This window comes from Streptomyces sp. NPDC002573 (genome assembly GCF_042889625.1).
Lineage (GTDB): Bacteria > Actinomycetota > Actinomycetes > Streptomycetales > Streptomycetaceae > Streptomyces > Streptomyces gibsoniae.
This window is the reverse complement of sequence record NZ_JBIARC010000002.1, coordinates 38,618-59,107: the sequence shown is the minus strand read 5'-3', so window position 1 is coordinate 59,107 and position 20,490 is coordinate 38,618. Positions and strand designations below refer to the sequence as shown.

Annotated in this window: 15 protein-coding genes and 1 pseudogene; 12 read left to right on the top strand and 4 right to left on the bottom strand. The window is 71.0% G+C overall.

Annotated elements, in window-relative coordinates; all coding sequences use genetic code 11:
- Positions 1–136 precede the first annotated feature (136 nt).
- A complete protein-coding gene (locus ACFYX0_RS02400) occupies positions 137–565 on the top strand; it encodes a Rieske 2Fe-2S domain-containing protein (RefSeq protein ID WP_388965432.1) in 429 nt (142 codons plus the stop codon).
- Positions 566–782: 217 nt separating this feature from the next.
- Here the strand turns inward: ACFYX0_RS02400 and ACFYX0_RS02395 are convergent, their stop codons facing one another.
- Complete coding sequence (locus ACFYX0_RS02395; protein WP_388965429.1) at positions 783–1,739, bottom strand: hypothetical protein; 957 nt, start codon at positions 1,737–1,739, stop codon at positions 783–785.
- 449 nt (positions 1,740–2,188) lie between these two features.
- Between ACFYX0_RS02395 and uvrC the strand changes: the two genes are divergently transcribed.
- The 11 genes and pseudogenes from uvrC (at position 2,189) to pgi (ending at position 16,638) form a co-directional block, all read left to right on the top strand.
- Positions 2,189–4,225 carry an excinuclease ABC subunit UvrC gene (gene uvrC, locus ACFYX0_RS02390; protein WP_388965427.1) on the top strand — a complete coding sequence of 679 codons (2,037 nt, stop codon included), beginning with the start codon at positions 2,189–2,191 and terminating at the stop codon, positions 4,223–4,225.
- A complete protein-coding gene (gene rapZ / locus ACFYX0_RS02385; RefSeq protein ID WP_388965424.1) occupies positions 4,222–5,232 on the top strand; it encodes an RNase adapter RapZ in 1,011 nt (336 codons plus the stop codon). Before uvrC ends, rapZ begins: the two co-directional genes overlap by 4 nt.
- The gene (gene yvcK, locus ACFYX0_RS02380; RefSeq protein WP_355903572.1) at positions 5,229–6,272 is read left to right on the top strand and encodes a uridine diphosphate-N-acetylglucosamine-binding protein YvcK; all 1,044 of its coding nucleotides are present in this window, start codon (positions 5,229–5,231) and stop codon (positions 6,270–6,272) included. The genes rapZ and yvcK overlap by 4 nt, the downstream gene beginning before the upstream one ends.
- Entirely contained in the window at positions 6,263–7,252 is a 990-nt protein-coding gene (gene whiA, locus ACFYX0_RS02375) for a DNA-binding protein WhiA (RefSeq protein ID WP_355903569.1), read from the top strand. The genes yvcK and whiA overlap by 10 nt, the downstream gene beginning before the upstream one ends.
- Positions 7,253–7,403: 151 nt before the next feature.
- Positions 7,404–10,337: pseudogene (locus tag ACFYX0_RS02370) on the top strand (M14 family zinc carboxypeptidase).
- Between the two features lie 227 nt (positions 10,338–10,564).
- Positions 10,565–11,572, top strand: coding sequence for a type I glyceraldehyde-3-phosphate dehydrogenase (gene gap / locus ACFYX0_RS02365; protein WP_355903563.1), 1,008 nt, complete (start codon positions 10,565–10,567; stop codon positions 11,570–11,572).
- Between the two features lie 159 nt (positions 11,573–11,731).
- A complete protein-coding gene (locus ACFYX0_RS02360) occupies positions 11,732–12,943 on the top strand; it encodes a phosphoglycerate kinase (RefSeq protein ID WP_311697110.1) in 1,212 nt (403 codons plus the stop codon).
- 6 nt (positions 12,944–12,949) lie between these two features.
- A complete protein-coding gene (tpiA, locus tag ACFYX0_RS02355; RefSeq protein WP_355903557.1) occupies positions 12,950–13,726 on the top strand; it encodes a triose-phosphate isomerase in 777 nt (258 codons plus the stop codon).
- 131 nt (positions 13,727–13,857) lie between these two features.
- A complete protein-coding gene (gene secG, locus ACFYX0_RS02350; RefSeq protein ID WP_355903554.1) occupies positions 13,858–14,094 on the top strand; it encodes a preprotein translocase subunit SecG in 237 nt (78 codons plus the stop codon).
- 275 nt (positions 14,095–14,369) lie between these two features.
- Positions 14,370–14,657, top strand: coding sequence for an RNA polymerase-binding protein RbpA (locus tag ACFYX0_RS02345; RefSeq protein WP_210719133.1), 288 nt, complete (start codon positions 14,370–14,372; stop codon positions 14,655–14,657).
- Between the two features lie 328 nt (positions 14,658–14,985).
- Complete coding sequence (gene pgi, locus ACFYX0_RS02340) at positions 14,986–16,638, top strand: glucose-6-phosphate isomerase (RefSeq protein WP_388965421.1); 1,653 nt, start codon at positions 14,986–14,988, stop codon at positions 16,636–16,638.
- Between the two features lie 137 nt (positions 16,639–16,775).
- Here pgi and ACFYX0_RS02335 read toward each other — a convergent pair whose 3' ends face one another.
- The 3 genes from ACFYX0_RS02335 to ACFYX0_RS02325 form a co-directional block, all read right to left on the bottom strand.
- Positions 16,776–19,058, bottom strand: coding sequence for an FtsX-like permease family protein (locus ACFYX0_RS02335; RefSeq protein ID WP_388965419.1), 2,283 nt, complete (start codon positions 19,056–19,058; stop codon positions 16,776–16,778).
- A 63-nt stretch (positions 19,059–19,121) separates the two neighbouring features.
- The gene (locus ACFYX0_RS02330; RefSeq protein ID WP_388965416.1) at positions 19,122–19,871 is read right to left on the bottom strand and encodes an ABC transporter ATP-binding protein; all 750 of its coding nucleotides are present in this window, start codon (positions 19,869–19,871) and stop codon (positions 19,122–19,124) included.
- Positions 19,868–20,383, bottom strand: a complete 516-nt coding sequence (locus ACFYX0_RS02325) for a PadR family transcriptional regulator (RefSeq protein WP_355903542.1) — start codon at positions 20,381–20,383, stop codon at positions 19,868–19,870. The genes ACFYX0_RS02330 and ACFYX0_RS02325 overlap by 4 nt, the downstream gene beginning before the upstream one ends.
- Positions 20,384–20,490: the final 107 nt, after the last annotated feature.

Genomic DNA, 20,490 nt, shown 5'->3' with positions numbered 1-20,490 from the left:
TCCAGGTCCGACCCCGGGCACTGTCCGCGCCCGACGCCGAGCACCGCCGCCCCGGTCGTGGGCGGAATGTCCGCCACCGGTATCGTCGGCGTGTCACCCATCCGGCGGGCACCGCCCCCTGACCAGTGGAGATCTCATGTCCGCGCGTCCCTCCGCGAGCCGTCGTACCGTTCTGCGCGGGGCGGCGCTCACCCCGGTCGCCGGGCTGGGAATCGCGGCCTGTTCGCCCGGCGGTGACTCCGGCGCGACGCAGGCCACGCCCACCGCCCCGGTCGCGCTCGGACCCGAGAGCGAGGTTCCCGCGGGGAGCGCGAAGCTGTACCGGGACGAGAACGTCGTCGTGAGCCGCGCTGCGAACGGCTCCATGAAGGCGTACAGCACCATCTGCACGCACGCGGGATGCGCCATCAACAAGCTGGCGGGCACGACGCTGATCTGCCCCTGCCACGGAAGCCGGTTCGACGCCGTCACGGGCAAGGTGGTGCAGGACCCGGCCACCGAGCCGCTGCACGAGCTGTCCGTAGAGGTGAAGAACGGCCGGATCGTGGCGGGCCCGACGGCTTGACCACCCTGCGGGCACGACCGGCAGAAGGCCCGGCGAGCCCGGCGACCTGGCCACGGACGCGCCCGCCTTCGACCGGCGCTCCAACGTCCGCCCTCGGCCGACGTCTCAACGCGCCCGCGCGCCCGCGCGCCTGAGCCCGCCCGCCCGACGGCGCGGCGCACCCGCCCACCTGGCGGCCGACCAGGCTCACCGGGCCCGACGGCTCGCCGGCCTCGGATCACTCCCAGTCCCACCCGATCCCCACCATCCCCGACCGCACCCTCGGCTCCACCAGGTGCACCGAGCGGTGGCTCCCGCTCAGCCGCAGGTCCTGGCGGCCGCTGCGGGGAGCGGCGGGGTTGTGCTGGCTGAACCGGTGGCAGCGCACCGGCAGTGCCTCCTCGTCGAAGCGCACCTGAAGCGCGTACTGGCCGCCCGCCAGGGCGAACCCGCGGACGTATTCACAGGACGCGCCGGCGGTGCCGTCCTCGAAGGCGTAGCGGAAGAGAAACGTATCTCCAGCGTGCAGCCGGGTGTCGAAGAGCAGTTCGGCGACGAGGATGCCGGTGTCGCGGTGCCAGCGCACCCGGCCGGTGCGGCAGTTCTCCAGCGCGTGCACCGCGATCCGCTCGGGGGCGCACCCCGGGTCCCCGTGGTGGACGGCGAGATAGCGGTCCACCCCGACCGTGTGGGCACGCACGATGTGCTGGGACTCCCTGGCCAGCAGCTCACGGCGCGCGCCGATACGGACGTGGTCCTGATGGCCGATGGTGTGCAGTCCGCTGTCGAGCGGCGCCTCCAGCTCCGAGAGGAGCCGCTCCAGCACGTCCGAGGCCTCCACCAGGGAGCGGTAGGACCGGCCCGTCGGACGGTCGGGGCCGGACGGCGCGGCGGTCTCGGCGAGCAGCCGGATGAGGGACTCGTCGGGCAGCTGGAGGATCTCCTCCAGGGCCCGTACGGCGCGCAGGGACTCGGGGCGCTGGGGGCGGCGCGCCCCTTGCTGCCAGTAGCTCAGGCTCGTCACCCCGACCCTGACCCCATACCGCGACAGATGGTGCTGCACGCGCTGCAGCGGCAGCCCGCGGGCGGTGATCGCGGCGCGCAGAGCGACATGGAAGGGGCCGCCGCGCAGGGCTGCCGCCAACTCCGCCGGAACGACCCGGACGACGTCCGCGTGCTGTGTGCCGTGCCGCATACAGGGGCCTTTCTGTGAAGGTGCGCGGCGGCTGGTCGGACCGCGCGCGGGGTCGTACCGGGCCACGCCGGAGGCGTGTGAGGTCCGTTCACAAGCGAACCTCTCCGGCGGCGGCCCGAAGTTTTCCCGCATTGAAGCGTGTTGACCAAGCCCCGACAACACCTGAGTTCCGACGGACGGTGGACCATGGCCGAAGGCTGTACCCGCTGCTGTGGGGCGATCACCGACTGCTGTGCGCAGGTGCCGAAACCGGACAGCCGAGGGCTCGCCGCGGTGTGGCCGACAAGACCGCCCCCGCGATCCGGCCGGACGGCGGCTCCGCGTCGGCGCGCCGCCTTGAAGAGGGCGACCGGGCGGGCCGGACGGCCCCGCGGGGCCGGGGCGGGATCCCGCCGGAGGTTGTCCACAGGGACGCCGCGCTGTCGGCCCCCGCCAGTAGGGTGTGAGACATGGCCGACCCCTCCAGCTACCGACCCAAGCCGGGCGAGATCCCGGACTCTCCCGGGGTCTACAGGTTCCGGGACGAGCACCGCCGGGTGATCTACGTCGGAAAGGCGAAGAGCCTGCGCCAGCGCCTGGCGAACTACTTCCAGGACCTGGCGGGCCTCCACCCGCGCACCCGCACCATGGTCACCACGGCCGCGTCCGTGGAGTGGACCGTGGTGTCCACCGAGGTCGAGGCCCTGCAGCTGGAGTACACCTGGATCAAGGAGTTCGACCCCCGGTTCAACGTCAAGTACCGCGACGACAAGAGCTACCCCTACCTCGCGGTGACGATGAACGAGGAGTTCCCGCGCGTGCAGGTGATGCGCGGCCAGAAGCGCAAGGGCGTGCGCTACTTCGGGCCGTACTCCCACGCGTGGGCGATCCGCGACACCGTGGACCTGCTGCTGCGTGTGTTCCCCGTGCGCACCTGCTCGGCGGGCGTCTTCAAGAACGCCGCCCGTACCGGCCGCCCCTGTCTGCTCGGCTACATCGGCAAGTGCTCCGCGCCCTGCGTCGGCCGGATCTCGCCCGAGGACCACACCGAACTGGCCGAGGAGTTCTGCGACTTCATGGCCGGCCGCACGGGCGCGTACCTCCGTCGTCTGGAGAGGCAGATGATGGAGGCCGCCGAGGACATGGAGTACGAGCGGGCCGGCCGTCTGCGCGACGACATCGAGGCCCTGAAGAAGGCCATGGAGAAGAACGCGGTCGTGCTCACCGACGCGACCGACGCTGATCTCATCGCGGTCGCCGAGGACGAGCTGGAGGCGGCCGTGCAGATCTTCCACGTGCGCGGCGGGCGGGTGCGCGGTCAGCGCGGCTGGGTCACCGACAAGGTGGAGGACGTCACCACCGGCGCCCTCGTCGAGCACGCCCTCCAGCAGCTCTACGGTGAGGAGACGGGCGACTCCGTGCCCAAGGAGGTCCTCGTCCCCGCGCTGCCCAACCCCATAGAGCCGGTCCAGGACTGGCTCACCGGCCGCCGCGGGTCCAACGTGTCGCTGCGCATCCCCCAGCGCGGCGACAAGAAGGCGCTCATGGAGACCGTGGAGCGCAACGCCCTGCAGGCGCTCGCCCTGCACAAGACCAAGCGCGCCTCCGACCTGACCACCCGCTCCCGCGCCCTGGAGGAGATCGCCGAGGCCCTGGACCTGGACAGCGCCCCGCTGCGCATCGAGTGCTACGACATCTCGCATCTCCAGGGCGAGGACGTGGTGGCCTCCATGGTCGTCTTCGAGGACGGACTGCAGCGCAAGAGCGAGTACCGCCGCTTCCAGATCAAGGGCTTCGAGGGCCAGGACGACGTCCGCTCCATGCACGAGGTGATCACCCGCCGCTTCCGGCGCTACCTCGCGGAGAAGGAGAAGACCGGTGAGTGGGCGGACGGGGAGATCGCCCTGACCGAGGACGACGGGCGGCCCAAGCGGTTCGCCTACCCGCCGCAGCTCGTGGTGGTCGACGGCGGGCAGCCGCAGGTCGCCGCCGCCCGGCGGGCCCTGGACGACCTGGGCATCGACGACATCGCCGTGTGCGGTCTCGCCAAGCGCCTGGAGGAGGTCTGGCTGCCGGAGGAGGACGACCCGGTGGTCCTGCCCCGTTCCAGCGAGGGGCTGTATCTGCTCCAGCGCGTCCGGGACGAGGCCCACCGCTTCGCGATCACCTATCAGCGCACGAAGCGGGCCAAACGCATCAGGTCGAGCCCCCTTGACGAGGTGCCGGGCCTCGGCGACACCCGTAAACAGGCGCTCGTGAAGCATTTCGGCTCGGTGAAAAAGCTGCGATCCGCGACAATCGACCAGATTCAGGAGGTCCCCGGGATCGGCCGCAAGACGGCCGAGACGATCGCCGTGGCCCTCGCCCAGGCGGCTCCGGCCGCACCCGCCGTGAACACGGCGACTGGAGAGATCATGGAAGAGGAAGAATCCGGGACGATCCCGGATTCCCCCGGGGAGCCCGTGTCCGCGGGTGCCCCGGACGAGCGACGGGGGCAGGAGACATGACCGAGCACGACCAGAGCGCAGAAGAACGCTCAGCCCAGGGGCGGGCCGCCCCGAGCGATGCGGGCGAGGACCGGACGCAGGCGACGGTCCAGGAAAACGGAGAACAGGTGAGTACGGGCAGTGAGACAGCCGGGGCCGCCGACGCGGGCATCCCCGAGCTGGTGATCATCTCCGGCATGTCCGGTGCCGGCCGTTCGACGGCCGCCAAGTGTCTGGAGGACCTCGGCTGGTTCGTCGTCGACAACCTGCCGCCCGCACTGATCCCCACCATGGTGGAGCTGGGCGCCCGCTCCCAGGGCAACGTCGCCCGGATCGCGGTCGTCGTGGACGTCCGCGGCCGGCGCTTCTTCGACAACCTCCGCGAGTCCCTGGCCGATCTGGAGGCCAAGCACGTCACCCGGCGGATCGTCTTCCTGGAGTCCTCCGACGACGCCCTGGTCCGCCGCTTCGAGTCGGTGCGCAGGCCGCATCCGTTGCAGGGCGACGGCCGCATCGTCGACGGGATCGCCGCCGAGCGCGAGCTGCTCCGCGAGCTGCGCGGCGACGCCGACCTGGTGATAGACACCTCCAGCCTGAACGTTCACGAGCTGCGCGCCAAGATGGACGCCCAGTTCGCCGGCGAGGAGGAGCCCGAGCTCCGGGCCACCGTCATGTCCTTCGGGTTCAAGTACGGCCTGCCGGTCGACGCCGACCTGGTCGCGGACATGCGCTTCCTGCCCAACCCGCACTGGGTCCCGGAGCTGCGCCCCTACACCGGCCTCAACGAGGAGGTCGCCGCGTATGTCTTCAACCAGCCCGGCGCCAAGGAGTTCCTCGACCGGTACGCCGAGCTGCTCCGGCTCATCGCGGCCGGGTACCGCCGCGAGGGCAAGCGCTATGTGACCATCGCCATCGGCTGCACGGGGGGCAAGCACCGTTCCGTCGCCATGTCCGAGAAGCTGGCCGCCCGCCTGGCCTCCGAGGGAGTGGAGACCGTGGTCGTGCACCGGGACATGGGGCGCGAGTGACCGGACGTACTCTGCGGCTGAGCAGGCTGCGCCGAGTGGTGCCCGAGGGACGTGGCGGCCGGCCGCGCCGCCGCGGCACCCAGCCCAAGGTGGTCGCCCTCGGCGGAGGCATGGGCCTGTCCGCCTCGCTCGCCGCTCTGCGCCGGATCACCGGCGACCTCACCGCCGTCGTCACCGTCGCCGACGACGGCGGCTCCAGCGGGCGCCTGCGCGACGAGCTGGGGGTGCTGCCGCCCGGCGATCTGCGCAAGGCGCTGGCCGCGCTGTGCGGCGACGACGACTGGGGCCAGACCTGGGCCCGTGTCATCCAGCACCGCTTCCACTCCCGGGGCGATCTGCACGACCACGCGGTCGGCAATCTGCTGATCGTGGCCCTGTGGGAGCAGCTCGGCGACCACGTCCAGGCCCTCGACCTGGTGGGCAGGCTGCTGGGTGCCCACGGCCGGGTGCTGCCCATGTCCGCCGTCCCACTGGAACTCCAGGCCCTGGTCAAGGGCCACGACCCGGAGCACCCGGACGAGGTCGGCACCGTACGGGGACAGGCGACCGTCGCGCTCACCCGGGGAGAGGTGCAGTCGGTGCACCTCGTGCCGCCCGACCCGCCGGCCGTGCCGGAGGCCGTCGCCGCGGTCCTGGACGCCGACTGGGTGGTGCTCGGGCCCGGCTCCTGGTTCTCCTCCGTGATCCCGCATCTGCTCGTGCCCGAGCTCCTGGACGCGCTCATGGAGACCAAGGCCCGCCGGGTGCTCTCGCTGAACCTCGCGCCGCAGCCGGGAGAGACCGAAGGGTTCTCACCGCAGCGTCATTTGGAGGTTTTGGGACGACACGCCCCTAAACTCGCCCTGGACGTGGTGCTGGCCGACCAGGCCGCGGTGCCTGACCGCGCCTCGTTGACCGAGGCCGCCAAGCGGTTCGGCGCAGCGGTCGAGCTGGCGCCGGTGGCTCGTACCGACGGAACCCCGCGGCACGACCCGGAGCTGCTGGCCGCCGCGTACGACCGTATTTTTCGGATGCATGGAAGGATCGGCCCATGGCGATGACGGCAGCGGTGAAGGACGAGATCTCCCGGCTTCCCGTCACCCGGACCTGCTGCAGAAAGGCGGAGGTCTCGGCGATCCTGCGGTTCGCGGGCGGACTGCACCTGGTCAGCGGGCGCATCGTGATCGAGGCGGAGCTGGACACGGCGATGGCGGCCCGGCGTCTCAAGCGGGACATCCTGGAGATCTTCGGCCACAGCTCCGAACTGATCGTGATGGCTCCCGGTGGTCTGCGCCGCGGCTCCCGCTATGTGGTGCGCGTGGTGGGCGGCGGCGACCAGCTGGCCCGGCAGACCGGCCTGGTGGACGGCCGTGGCCGCCCGATCCGCGGCCTGCCCCCGCAGGTGGTCTCGGGGGCCACCTGTGACGCCGAGGCGGCCTGGCGCGGCGCGTTCCTGGCGCACGGCTCGCTGACGGAGCCCGGCCGCTCGTCCTCCCTGGAGGTGACCTGCCCCGGCCCGGAGGCCGCGCTCGCACTGGTCGGCGCCGCCCGCCGCCTGTCGATCGCCGCCAAGGCCCGGGAGGTGCGCGGCGTGGACCGTGTCGTCGTCCGGGACGGTGACGCGATCGGTGCGCTGCTGACGCGGCTCGGCGCGCACGAGTCCGTGCTGGCCTGGGAGGAGCGGCGGATGCGCCGCGAGGTCAGGGCCACGGCGAACCGCCTCGCCAACTTCGACGACGCCAATCTGCGCCGCTCGGCCCGTGCCGCCGTCGCCGCCGGCGCGCGTGTCGCCCGTGCTCTGGAGATCCTCGGCGAGGAGGTCCCCGAGCACCTCGCGGCGGCGGGGCGGCTGCGCATGGAGCACAAGCAGGCCTCCCTGGAGGAGCTGGGCGCCCTCGCCGACCCGCCGCTGACCAAGGACGCGGTCGCGGGGCGTATCCGCCGGCTGCTGGCGATGGCCGACAAGCGCGCCGCGGACCTGGGCATCCCGGGGACGGAGTCCAACCTCAGCGAAGAGATGGCGGACAACCTGGCGGGCTGACGAACACGCCCCCCGACAGGCCGGTGCCGACGCCCGCTCGGGCGTCGGCACCGGCCTGTTTATGTGTCCTTGGGGCGCTCTTGACTCGATCATGAATTGTCATGAGCCTGGCACGTGCTCGCCGCCGTGGCGAGCCACTGCTAGGGGGTCCATGAGACACAGAGCGAGATCGATCCTCGCCGTCGGCGCACTCCTGCTCGGCGGAGCGGGTCTCGCACCCGCAACCCAGGCGCAGACCGGCACGTCCCCGGCGCCCGATCCGGACGAGGTCGGCGTCTACCGGGCCGACATCACCCAGAAGCAGATACCCCTGCTGCTCAAGGCCGGACAGGACGGCCGGGAGCTCGGGCAGCAGGCGACCGGGAACGGGCGGAGCACCGTCGAGGTCTACCTCACTCACCGGTCGGCAGGCGCGAAAGCTCAGGAAACAGGGCGTGTCGCTCACCGAGCACACCCTGTCCGCCAAGGCGGAGAAGCGGGTCGAGGACGCGTCCCAGGGCGTGTTCCGCCCGTACAGCGGCAAGGGCGGCCTGGAGGAGGAGGTCGTCGCGACCGCCCGGGCCCATCCCGGTCTGGCGAAGGTCGTCTCCATCGGCAAGACCGTACGAGGACAGGACATCCTCGCGCTCAAGCTGACCAAGAACGCCAAGACCTCCCGGGACGGCTCCCGGCCCTCCGTGCTCTACCTGGCGAACCAGCACGCGCGCGAGTGGATCACTCCGGAGATGACCCGCCGGTTGATGCACTACTACCTGGACCACTACGCCACCGACCGGCGCATCAAGAAGATCGTCGACTCCACGGAGCTGTGGTTCGTGCTCTCCGCCAACCCCGACGGCTACGACTACACCTTCAAGGACCCCGGCACGCGCCTGTGGCGCAAGAATCTGCGGGACGCCAACGGAGACGGCGTCATCGGGGTCGGCGACGGGGTCGACCTCAACCGCAACTTCGCCTACAAGTGGGGCTACGACGACGAGGGTTCGTCCCCCAACCCCACCAGCCAGACCTAGCCCGAGACCCGGGCGCTGGATGCCTTCGAGAAGCGCGTCGGGTTCACCTACGGCGTCAACTACCACTCCGCGGCCGAACTGCTCCTGTACGGAGTGGGCTGGCAGGTGGCCACACCGACCCCGGACGACGTCCTGTACAAGGCGCTCGCCGGCACCCCGGACAACCCGGCGATTCCCGGCTATCACTCCCAGGTCTCCTCGGAGTTGTACACCACCAACGGCGAGGCGGACGGCCAGGCCGCCAACGTCAACGGCATGGCGATGTTCACCCCCGAGATGTCGACCTGCCAGACCGCCTCGAACGCCGACCCGAACGACGCCTGGAACGCGGCCGACTGCGCGTCGGTCTTCAACTTCCCCGACGACGAAAAGCTGATCCGGCAGGAGTTCGAGAAGAACGTCCCGTTCGCGCTCTCCGTCGCCGAGACCGCCACCCACCCCGACCGGCCGTCCTCGTCGGTCGGCCTCGACGCGCCGGACTTCACCCCGGCCCCGTTCCCGACGTCGTACGCGCGCGGAGGCGACCAGGAGGTCTCCGTCGTCGTCCGCAGGTCGGTGCGCGACAAGGAACTGAAGTACCGCGTCAACGGCGGCCGTACCCGGGACATGGCGCTCCGGCCCTGGAAGGGCGGCGAGAGGTACGGCGGTGAGGACAACCTCTACTTCGACGAGTACCGGGCCGAGGTGAAGGACGGCGGCCCGGGCGACCGGGTCGAGGTGTGGTTCACCGGCGAGACCGCGAACGGCAGGAGGACATCCAGCCCGTACTTCACCTACACCGTGGCCGCCCGGCCGAAGGCGGACGTCCTCGTGGTCGCCGAGGAGGGCGCCAAGGCCACCCAGGCGCGAACCTACGTCGACGCGCTCAGGGCGAGCGGCCGCACGGCGCTCGTCTGGGACGCCGCCACCCAGGGTGCCCCCGACGCGCTCGGCGTACTGAGTCACTTCGGCACGGTCGTCCACTACACGGGCGCGGGCATCCCGGGCAACGCCACCCAGCTCCAACTGCGCGCCTTCCTCAACGAGGGCGGCAGGCTGATCGAGGCGGGCGAGCAGGCGGGCGGCGCCGTCGACCTCGGTGACGGCACCCTCTCGGACGACTTCAGCCAGTACTACCTGGGCGCCTACTCGCGCACCTCGACCCGGGAGCCACCGGATTCACCGGTTCCGGCGCGCTCGACGGGGTCACCGGGACGCTCGGCGAAGCGCCCGGCAACCCCCTGGACAGGGCGGGCTCCTACGGCGTCACCTCGGACCAATTGCCCGCCGGGACCTACCCCCAGTTCGCGAGCGCCGGGGCGGGCCAGTTCGCCGGCACCGTCAACCCGTACGGGCCCTACGCCGGCTCGGCCATGGCGGCGGCCGTCCACACCGACGACGCGTACAAGCGGCTCACCCGCACCCTCGACCTCACCAGGGTGACCGCCGCCGACCGGCCCGCGCTGCGCACCCGGCTGCTGTGGGACACCGAGCCCGGCTACGACCACGCCGTGGCCGAAATCCACACCCTCGGGGCCGACGACTGGACCACGCTGCCGGAGGCCGGGGGCGCCACGAGCGACGCCGTCCCGGCGGACTGCGGGGCCGGGTTCCTCGTCGGCGAGCACCCCTGGCTCAAGCACTATCTGACCGTGACGGCGGGCGGTTGCGCCACGACCGGCACCACCGGCGCCTGGCACAGCCTCACCGGCGCCTCCAGCGGCTGGCAGCAGGTGACCTTCGACCTGAGCGCCTACGCCGGGAGGACGGTCGAGGTCTCGCTGAGCTACATCACTGACCCGAGCACCGGCGGCCTAGGCGTTCTCGCCGACGACGCCTCGCTCGTCGTCGGTGGCAGCGCCGCCGACACCGAGGGCTTCGAGACCTCCCTCGGTGCCTGGAACATGCCCGGCCCGCCCGCGGGCAGCCCCGCCGTCCTCAAGGGCTGGGCGCGCACCGGGGCGCTGTTCCGCACCTACGGCGCGGTCACCACGGACCGCACCGTGCTCCTCGGTTTCGGCCTGGAACACATCGCCTCGGCGGCCGACCGGACCGCGCTGATGGGCAAGGCACTCGCCGCGCTCGACGGCTGACCTCCTGTAGTCAACGGCAGTTGGTTCCGTATCGCCGGAAGGGGTGACGGGGCCTTCGGGGCAGGGCGGTCCGTACCCCTACTGGCGGGTACGGACCACACTGCCGTGTATGAGCCATCTCGATGTCACTCCGGGGGCCTCAGGGAGGTAGGGTCGTAGGCGGTCGGGGACATCCCAAACAAAGCTCGCCGGCGTCGAAAGCCGGCGTACCACGAGGAGATCGGTTCGTGACGATCCGCGTAGGCATCAACGGCTTCGGCCGCATCGGTCGTAACTACTTCCGCGCGCTGCTGGAGCAGGGTGCAGACATCGAGATCGTGGCTGTCAACGACCTGGGTGACACCGCGACCACCGCTCACCTGCTGAAGTACGACACCATCCTTGGCCGCCTCAAGGAGGAGGTGTCCCACACCGAGGACACCATCACCGTGGGCGGGCGGACCATCAAGGTCCTGTCCGAGCGCAACCCGGCCGACATCCCCTGGGGTGAGCTGGGCGTCGACATCGTCATCGAGTCGACCGGCATCTTCACCAAGAAGGAAGACGCCGAGAAGCACATCGCCGGTGGCGCGAAGAAGGTCATCATCTCGGCCCCGGCCAAGAATGAGGACGTCACCATCGTCATGGGCGTCAACCAGGACGTCTACGACCCGGCGAACCACCACGTCATCTCCAACGCCTCCTGCACCACCAACTGTGTGGCGCCGATGGCGAAGGTCCTCGACGAGAACTTCGGCATCGTCAAGGGTCTGATGACCACGGTGCACGCGTACACGAACGACCAGCGCATCCTGGACTTCCCGCACAAGGACCTGCGCCGCGCCCGTGCCGCCGCCGAGAACATCATCCCGACCACCACCGGTGCCGCGAAGGCCACCGCCCTGGTCCTGCCGCAGCTCAAGGGCAAGCTGGACGGCATCGCCATGCGCGTCCCGGTCCCGACCGGCTCGGTCACCGACCTGGTCATCGAGCTCTCCCGCGAGGTCACCAAGGAAGAGGTCAACGCCGCCTTCCAGAAGGCCGCGGAGGGTGAGCTGAAGGGTCTGCTCGAGTACACGGAGGACCCGATCGTCTCCTCCGACATCGTCAACGCCCCGGCGTCCTGCACCTTCGACTCCTCCCTGACCATGGTCCAGGACGGGAAGAACGTGAAGGTCATCGGTTGGTACGACAACGAGTGGGGCTACTCCAACCGCCTCGTCGACCTGACGGTCTTCGTCGGCAACCAGCTCTGATCGCCGAAGCAGGCACCTTGATGTGAGAACAGGGCTCGGGCAGCGCGCGCTGCCCGAGCCCTGACTCACGTGCAGCGAGCGGCTCCGCCCACGGCGGGGCCCCTTGTGTGCAGAACGATCAGCCCTCGTACGATCAAGAGCCCTCTCCATGGAGTCCCTATGAAGACGATCGACGAACTTCTCGCCGAAGGCGTGGACGGCAAGCGGGTCTTCGTCCGCGCCGACCTGAACGTCCCGCTGGCCGACGGCCTCATCACCGACGACGGCCGTATCCGCGCCGTGCTGCCCACCGTCAAGGCCCTCGCCGAGGCGGGCGCCAAGGTGGTCGTCGCCTCGCACCTGGGCCGCCCCAAGGGCGCCCCGGACCCGGCGTTCTCCCTGCTGCCCGCCGCCGAGCGCCTCGCCGAACTGCTGGGCGCGCCCGTGGCCTTCGCCCAGGACACCGTAGGCCCCGCCGCCCACGACGCGGTGAACGGCCTTCAGCCGGGCCAGGTCGCGGTCATCGAGAACCTGCGCTTCAACCCCGGCGAGACCGCCAAGGACGACACCGAGCGCGGCGAGTTCGCCGACCGTCTCGCCGCCCTCGCCGATGTGTACGTGGGTGACGGCTTCGGCGCGGTGCACCGCAAGCACGCCTCCGTCTACGACCTCCCGGCCCGGCTGCCGCACTACGCCGGCTACCTCATCGCCACCGAGGTCAACGTCCTGCAGAAGCTCACCGAGGACGTCAAGCGCCCGTACGTCGTCGTCCTGGGCGGCGCCAAGGTCTCGGACAAGCTGGCCGTGATCGACCAGCTGCTCGACAAGGCCGACCGGCTGCTCATCGGCGGCGGCATGGCGTACACCTTCCTCAAGGCCAAGGGCTACGAGGTCGGCATCTCCCTCCTCCAGGAGGACCAGATCCCGACCGTCACCGAGTACATCGAGCGTGCGGAGAAGCGTGGCGTGGAGCTGCTCCTCCCCGTCGACGTGCTGGTCTCGCCGGACTTCCCGGACCTGAAGACCAAGGCCCCGGCCAACCCCACCGTCGTCGCCGCGGACGCGATCCCGGCGGACCAGGAGGGCCTGGACATCGGTCCGGAGACCCGCAAGCTGTACGCATCGAAGCTCGCCGACGCCGCCACCGTCTTCTGGAACGGTCCCATGGGCGTCTTCGAGCACCCCGACTACGCCGAGGGCACCAAGGCGGTCGCCCAGGCCCTCGTCGAGTCCCCGGGCTTCACCGTGGTCGGTGGCGGCGACTCCGCCGCGGCCGTCCGCACCCTGGGCTTCGACGAGTCCGCATTCGGCCACATCTCGACCGGTGGCGGCGCCTCTCTCGAGTACCTCGAGGGCAAGACGCTCCCCGGCCTCGCCGCACTGGAGGACTGAACCTCGATGAGTACCCGCACGCCGCTGATGGCGGGCAACTGGAAGATGAACCTCAACCACCTCGAGGCCATCGCCCACGTCCAGAAGCTCGCCTTCGCCCTGGCCGACAAGGACTACGAGGCCGTCGAGGTCGCCGTCCTGCCGCCCTTCACCGACCTGCGCTCCGTGCAGACGCTGGTCGACGGCGACAAGCTCAAGATCAAGTACGGTGCCCAGGACGTCTCGGCGCACGACTCCGGCGCCTACACCGGCGAGATCTCGGGCCTGATGCTGGCCAAGCTGAAGTGCACCTACGTGGCGATCGGCCACTCCGAGCGTCGGCAGTACCACCACGAGAGCGACGAGCTGGTGAACGCGAAGGCCAAGGCGGCCTTCAAGCACGGTCTGACCCCGATCCTGTGCGTCGGCGAGGAGCTGGAGATCCGCGAGGCGGGCGACCATGTCGGGCACACGCTCGCGCAGGTCGAGGGCGGTCTGAAGGACCTCCCGGCCGAGCAGGTCGAGTCCCTCGTGATCGCCTACGAGCCCGTCTGGGCCATCGGTACCGGCAAGGTCTGCGGTGCCGACGACGCCCAGGAGGTCTGCGCGGCGATCCGCGGCAAGATCGCCGAGCTGTACTCGCAGGACGTGGCCGACAAGGTCCGCATCCAGTACGGCGGCTCCGTGAAGTCGGGCAATGTGGCCGAAATCATGTCAAAGCCGGACATTGACGGCGCTCTGATCGGCGGTGCCTCGCTGGACGCCGACGAGTTCGTCAAGATCGTGCGCTTCCGCGACCAGTGATCGGCGCCCCACGGGCGAACCGAGCAGGCGTGAGTGTGTCCTAGGGGCGATCCGTCGTACCCTTGCGGGGGCATGGTGGCTGTCCACCGTGCCCCCGTCGTCCATCCGAGTCCGAGGAAGTTGGTCCAGCCGTGGTTTTGGGGTTCTCGATCGCCCTGATCATCTTCAGCCTGCTGCTGATGCTGCTGGTGCTGATGCACAAGGGGAAGGGCGGCGGCCTCTCCGACATGTTCGGTGGCGGCATGCAGTCCTCCGTCGGCGGCTCCTCGGTCGCCGAGCGCAACCTCGACCGGATCACCATCGTGGTCGGTCTGCTCTGGTTGGCGTGCATCGTGGTGCTCGGCATCCTGATGAAGGTCAAGAGCTGAAGCTCGAGAGGGTGCGCGGGCCGGTGTCGGCAGACCGCGCATGAAGAAGTACGTAACGCCCCATGTCCGGTGCGCGTCTTCGGACGCGGCCTATCATGGGGCGTGCGTCTAGGGGCGGGGGTAACTCCCATCACTGGACGCGCGTTGGGCCTTACGTAGACTGAGGCGCTCGCGGCGAAGCGAAACGCCGACTCGCTTCGCGGCACCATCACGCAGGGAGTTACGACGTGGCAAGTGGCAACGCGATCCGAGGAAGCCGGGTCGGGGCGGGGCCGATGGGCGAGGCCGAGCGCGGCGAATCCGCGCCGCGTCTGCGCGTCTCCTTCTGGTGCTCCAACGGGCACGAGACCCAGCCGAGCTTCGCCAGCGACGCGCAGGTTCCCGACACCTGGGACTGCCCGCGCTGCGGCTTTCCGGCCGGTCAGGACCGGGACAACCCGCCGGCTCCGCCGCGTACCGAGCCCTACAAGACGCACCTCGCCTACGTGCGAGAGCGCCGCAGCGACGCGGACGGCGAGGCGATCCTCGCCGAGGCGCTCGCCAAACTGCGGGGCGAGATCTAGTAGCTGAGTCCGGCCGGGCACCGTGTGGTGCCCGGCCGGAGCCGGTTTTCCTCACCGGTGGCGGGCGTCGGTGGTGCCCTCCGGTGTGCGCTGCTGCGCGCCCGCGGCCGTCGTCCGCTGCCTCCCTGCCGGGCCTGGCCCCTCGCCGCCGCCTTCTTCTGTCCGTCGCCGTGCTGACACCCCGGCGCAAGCCGGACGTACCTGTTGTTGCGCCGGACGACGGCGCGACCCCCGGTCATCGCACCCCCTGATCAACTAGGTTGGGACCGGCAGCGGGGGTGAGGCATTTGCGCAGCAGCACAGGTAAGGAAGAAGGCGGAAGTCCGAGATGAACGCAGACAGCCGTACCAGGCTCAATCAGACGCCCGAGTGGACCGCTCTGGCCAAGCACCGCGAGGAACTCGGCGAGGTGCGGCTGCGCGAGCTGTTCGCGGCGGAACCCGGGCGCGGCAGCGGGTACACCCTGGAGGTCGGCGATCTCTACGTCGACTACTCCAAGCACCTGGTCACCGACGAGACGCTCCGGCTGCTGCGTGAGCTGGCCGCCGCCCGGGACGTGTTCGGCCTCAGGGACGCCATGTTCCGCGGCGAGAAGATCAACACCACCGAGAACCGCGCGGTCCTGCACACCGCGCTGCGTGCCCCCCGGGACGCCGTCGTCGAGGTCGACGGGGAGAACGTCGTCCCCAAGGTCCACGCGGTGCTGGACAAGATGAGCGCCTTCTCCGACCGGGTCCGCTCGGGCGAGTGGACCGGCCACACCGGCAAGCGCATCAAGAACGTCGTCAACATCGGCATCGGCGGTTCCGACCTGGGCCCGGCGATGGCGTACGAGGCCCTGCGCGCCTACACCGACCGCGGTCTGACGGTCCGCTTCGTCTCCAACGTGGACGGCGCCGATCTGCACGAGGCCGTCCGGGACCTGGACGCGGCCGAGACGCTGTTCGTCATCGCCTCCAAGACGTTCACCACCATCGAGACGATCACCAACGCGACCTCGGCGCGCGGCTGGCTGCTGGACGAGCTGAAGGCCGGTCAGGAGGCCGTCGCCAAGCACTTCGTCGCCCTGTCGACGAACGCCGAGAAGGTCGAGGAGTTCGGCATCGACACGGCCAACATGTTCGAGTTCTGGGACTGGGTGGGCGGCCGTTACTCCTACGACTCGGCGATCGGCCTGTCCCTGATGATCGCCATCGGCCCGGACCGCTTCCGCGAGATGCTCGACGGCTTCCACACCGTCGACGAGCACTTCCGCACCGCGCCCGCGGAGTCGAACGTCCCGCTGCTGCTCGGCCTGCTGGGCATCTGGTACGACAACTTCCACGACGCCCAGTCGCACGCCGTGCTGCCGTACGCGCACTACCTGTCCCGCTTCACCGCCTACCTCCAGCAGCTGGACATGGAGTCCAACGGCAAGTCCGTGGACCGGGACGGCAAGGAGGTCGACTGGCAGACCGGTCCCGTCGTGTGGGGTACGCCGGGCACCAACGGCCAGCACGCCTACTACCAGCTCATCCACCAGGGCACCAAGCTGATCCCGGCGGACTTCGTCGGCTTCGCCCGGCCCGTCGACGAGCTGAGCGGTGACCTCAAGGCCCAGCACGACCTGCTGATGGCGAACTTCTTCGCCCAGACGCAGGCGCTGGCGTTCGGCAAGACCCCGGACGAGGTGCGCGCGGAGGGTGTCCCGGAGGAGCTCGTGGCGCACAGGACGTTCAAGGGCAACCACCCCACCACCACGATCCTCGGCGGGCAGCTCACCCCGTCGGTGCTCGGGCAGCTCGTCGCGCTCTACGAGCACAAGGTGTTCGTCCAGGGCGCGATCTGGAACATCGACTCCTTCGACCAGTGGGGCGTCGAACTCGGCAAGGTCCTCGCCAAGCGTGTGGAGCCCGCGCTGACCGAGGGCGCCGAGGTCCCGGGCCTGGACGAGTCCACCAAGACCCTGGTCGCCAAGTACCGGGAGCTGCGCGGCCACTAGGGCCGGACCTTCGTGACACGTCCTGGTTCGCGGACCGGGAGGCGGGCGGCGCGTCCGCGGACCGGGAGGCGGGCGGCGCGCTGCCGTCCGCCTCCCGTGGACTCCCGGGTGGTCGCGCCGGTCGGTGCGCTCCCCGCTCAGGCCACCGCGCTCAAGGTGTCCGCGAGCCGCCGGTGTGCCGCGCGCGACGCGGGCAGCGCGGCGAGAGCGCCGGCCCCGAGCACGGCGACCGCCCCGAACGGGACCAGCAGGAAGGGGGAGGGCCCCTGGGCGAGCCCGGCGCCGATACCGCTGGACCGGCCCTGGGCGTCGATCAGCCAGTGGGCCAGGGGAATGCCGAGCGCCGTGGCGACGCAGACCGCGGCCAGGGCGGTGCAGACCATGGCCGTGACCGTGATCCCGGTGATCTGCCGCGGGGACAGTCCGATCGCCTTGAGCGCCAGCAGATCCCGCTCGCCCTCCCGGACGGTGCCGCCGATCGCGGTCAGCAGCTCGGTGATCCCGATGAGCGCGAGCACGGCGATCAGAGCGAGGACCACGCCGCGCAGCGGCGAGAGCCCGTCCGCGGGATTGGCCACCGGATGCACGTCCAGGTGCCCGTGCGCGGCCCGGGACAGCTCGTCGGCGACCTGGTGGGGATCGGCGCCGGGACGGAGCCGCAGCTGGTAGAGGGTGGGGTGCAGCCGCGGGTCGTTGTCGCGCAGGGTGTCGAGCGAGGTGGAGATGACCCGTCCGGCGTTCTCCGGCTCGATGCTGCGGCCCACGATGTGCAGGATCTGCGGCTGGTCGCCCACCGTCATCCGCACCCAGTCGCCGACGCGCACGTCCAGCAGATCGAGCAGCCCCTGGCCGGCCACCGCCTCGTCGGGGCCGTGCGCGCGGCGGCCCTCGGCCAGGGCGTAGGGGTAGGGATCCTGCCGGGTGCCGAGACCGCGCAGGGCGATCGTCGCGGTCTGGCCCGGCACCAGGGCGGCCACCTCCACGCCGGGGTAGGCGGCGGCGATCCGGGGGTTGCCCGCCAGCAGGGCGCGGGTGGCCGTGTCGTCGAGACCGGCGTCGGGGCGGACGGTGAGGGCGGCGGCGAGGCCGATGTCCGCGGGCCGTGAGTGGAAGCGGTCGATGGTGCTCCACGCGCTCATGGCCACCACGATCAGCAGCAGCGGCAGCGCGAGCCGTACGACCGTCGCCAGCGACCGGGCACGGCGGGTGAACGCCTGGCGCCAGCCCAGGACCAGCGCGGGCGGCAGCCGCAGGCCGAGCGCCGCCCGCGCCACCCCCGTCAGACGGCCGCCTGCCGATGCCGCGGGCCGTGGCACCGGCACCGGAGGCACCCGCCCCGCGCGCCAGGCCGCGAGCCCGGTGGTGGCGGCGATGAACAGCACCGCGGCGACGGGCACGGCGAGCAGGGCCACGGTGTGCCCGGGCAGTCCGTGCCACACCCCGACCGCGTCCCCGAGGCGTCCCGGGATCCGGCCGCCGAGCCCCTGGGTGAGCGCGGCCGCGACCACCGCACCCAGCAGGGCGTACGCCACATGCTGGAGCAGAAAGACGCGGACGACCTGGCCGGGGGTGAAACCGATCGCCTTCAGGACCGATATGTCCCGCAGATGTCCCCGGACACGGGTGCCGATCGCCCCGTGCACCGCGCATCCGGCGGCGACGAGCGCGCCCAGCCCGAACAGGCCGAGGACCTGTCCCAGCAGCCGGTTCTCGCCCTGAGCCTCGGCCCGCGCCTGCTGCCAGGTGGAGACCTCGCTGATCGCACCGGCACCCAGCACGGTGACGGCCCGCTGGACGGCGTAGTCCGTGTCCTCGGGGTCCGTCAGGCGCAACCCGGTGACCTGGCCGTCGGCGCTGCGCAGGGCGGACGGCAGCGCCCAGACGAGCCCCGGCTGCTCACCCGGGCTGTAGCGGGGTTCGGCGCTGTCGGCGATGCCGACGACGGTCAGGGACCGGGCCGTGCCGGGGATGCTCAGGGTGTCGCCGGGCTCGGCCAGCAGCGCCCGGGCGAGCCGGCTCTCCAGCACCACACCGGCGGGGTCCGACGGATCCAGCCAGTGGCCCGCGGTGAGCAGCGGCCGGCCGACGGAGGGCGGCCGGAGCGTGCCGCGCAGTTGGACCGAGGCCCGGGTGCCGCGGGAGGTGACGGTCACGGACTCGGTGGGGTAGGGGCCGGCGACGGACTCGACACCGTCCAGCCGGGCCAGTTTCGAGGCGTCGGACGAGCGGCCGGAGTGGATCCACACATGGGCGCCGTGGGCCTGGGTGAAGACCCGCTGCCAGGGGTTGGTCGCATACCCGAACAGGGCGGTGGCCAGGAGCAGCGAGGCGACGATGCCGGCGGAGACGAGCACCAGGAACAGCGCCTCGCCGCGGTGCGAGCGCAGATCGGAGTGCGCCCAGCGCAGGGTGGCCCGCACGGCGTCAGCCCCTCTGCCCGCGGCGGGGGGAACGGGTCGGCGTCGGACGGTCGGGCACCGCGATCAGTCCTTCAGTTCCAGCACACCGGAGGTCCCGCTGCGCGGGGAGGGCGCCCCGTCCAGCTCCGCGTCGTCGACGATCCGGCCGTCGAAGAAGCTGATCACCCGGTCGGCGGCGCTCGCCAGCCGGGCGTCATGGGTGACCAGCACGATGGTCTGGCCGCGCTGGTGGAAGCGGGTGAGCAGGCGCATCACCTCGCGGGTGCCCTTGCTGTCGAGGCTGCCCGCGGGTTCGTCGGCGAGCAGCAGCGGCGGATGGTTGACCAGGGCCCGGGCCAGCGCGACCCGTTGCTGCTCACCGCCGGACAGTTCGCCGGGCATGCTGCGTTCCTTGCCGGTCAGCCCCAGCTCCGCCAGCAGCTCCTCCCGGCCGGCGCGCGCCTGCTTCGGCGGCACCCCGGCGAGCAGCGCGGGCAGCTCGACGTTGTCCGCGACCGACAGTCCGGAGACCAGGTTGAAGAACTGGAAGACGATCCCGATGCGCTTTCTGCGCTCGATGGCCCAGCGCGCCTCGGTGTAGGAGTCCGTACGCTCGCCGTCCAGCCAGATGCGCCCGGCGTCCGGCCGCTGCAACCCGCCCAGCAGATGCAGCAGCGTCGACTTGCCGGCGCCGGAGGGACCGGTGACGGCCACGAACTCGCCCCGGGTGACGCGCAGATCGACCCCGCGCACCGCATGGGCGGGCGCGCCCTCGCCGTGATGGGTCTTGACGAGGCCCTCGGCTCGCAGCAGAGGTGGGGAGCCCTCGGTCACTGCAGCCCCTCCAGTTCCTCCTGGCACCGCTCCAGCCAGTCGAGGTCGGCCTGCAGATGCAGCATCGCGCCCTCGATCAGCAGCTGGGCGATCCGGTTGTCACGGTCTTCGGCGGCGGCCAGTCTCGACAGGCTGCGCATGGTGTTGAGGTACTGGCGCCGCTGCTTGTTGATCAGGGCGATCTGGTCGGCGAGACCGGTCTGCGGAGCGAGTGCCAGCTTCATGAAGAACTCGTCCCGTACCCGCGGTTCGTCCTCGGTCTCCTCGAACCAGGCAGCCAGTGCCTCCCGCCCGGCGTCGGTGAGGTGGTAGATCTTCTTGTTGGGCCGGCTGGACTGCTCGACCTCCTCGCCCTCGATCAGCCCCGACTTCTCCAGGCGGCCGAGGGTGACGTAGATCTGGCCGACGTTCGGCTGAGGGTACGCGGAGCCCAGCAGTTGCTCAAGGTCCTGTTTGAGCTCGTAGCCATGGGCGGGGCCGCGGGCGAGGAGTGCCAGGAGAGGCAGGCGCACGCGTGCAGTCCTCCTCGCGTCTTCGTAAAGTGCTCCAGGCCCTAGTGCCCCGACAGACAATGTTCGCCCCGTCGCGACGCCCGGCACGCCCTCTCGCCGCACCGGCC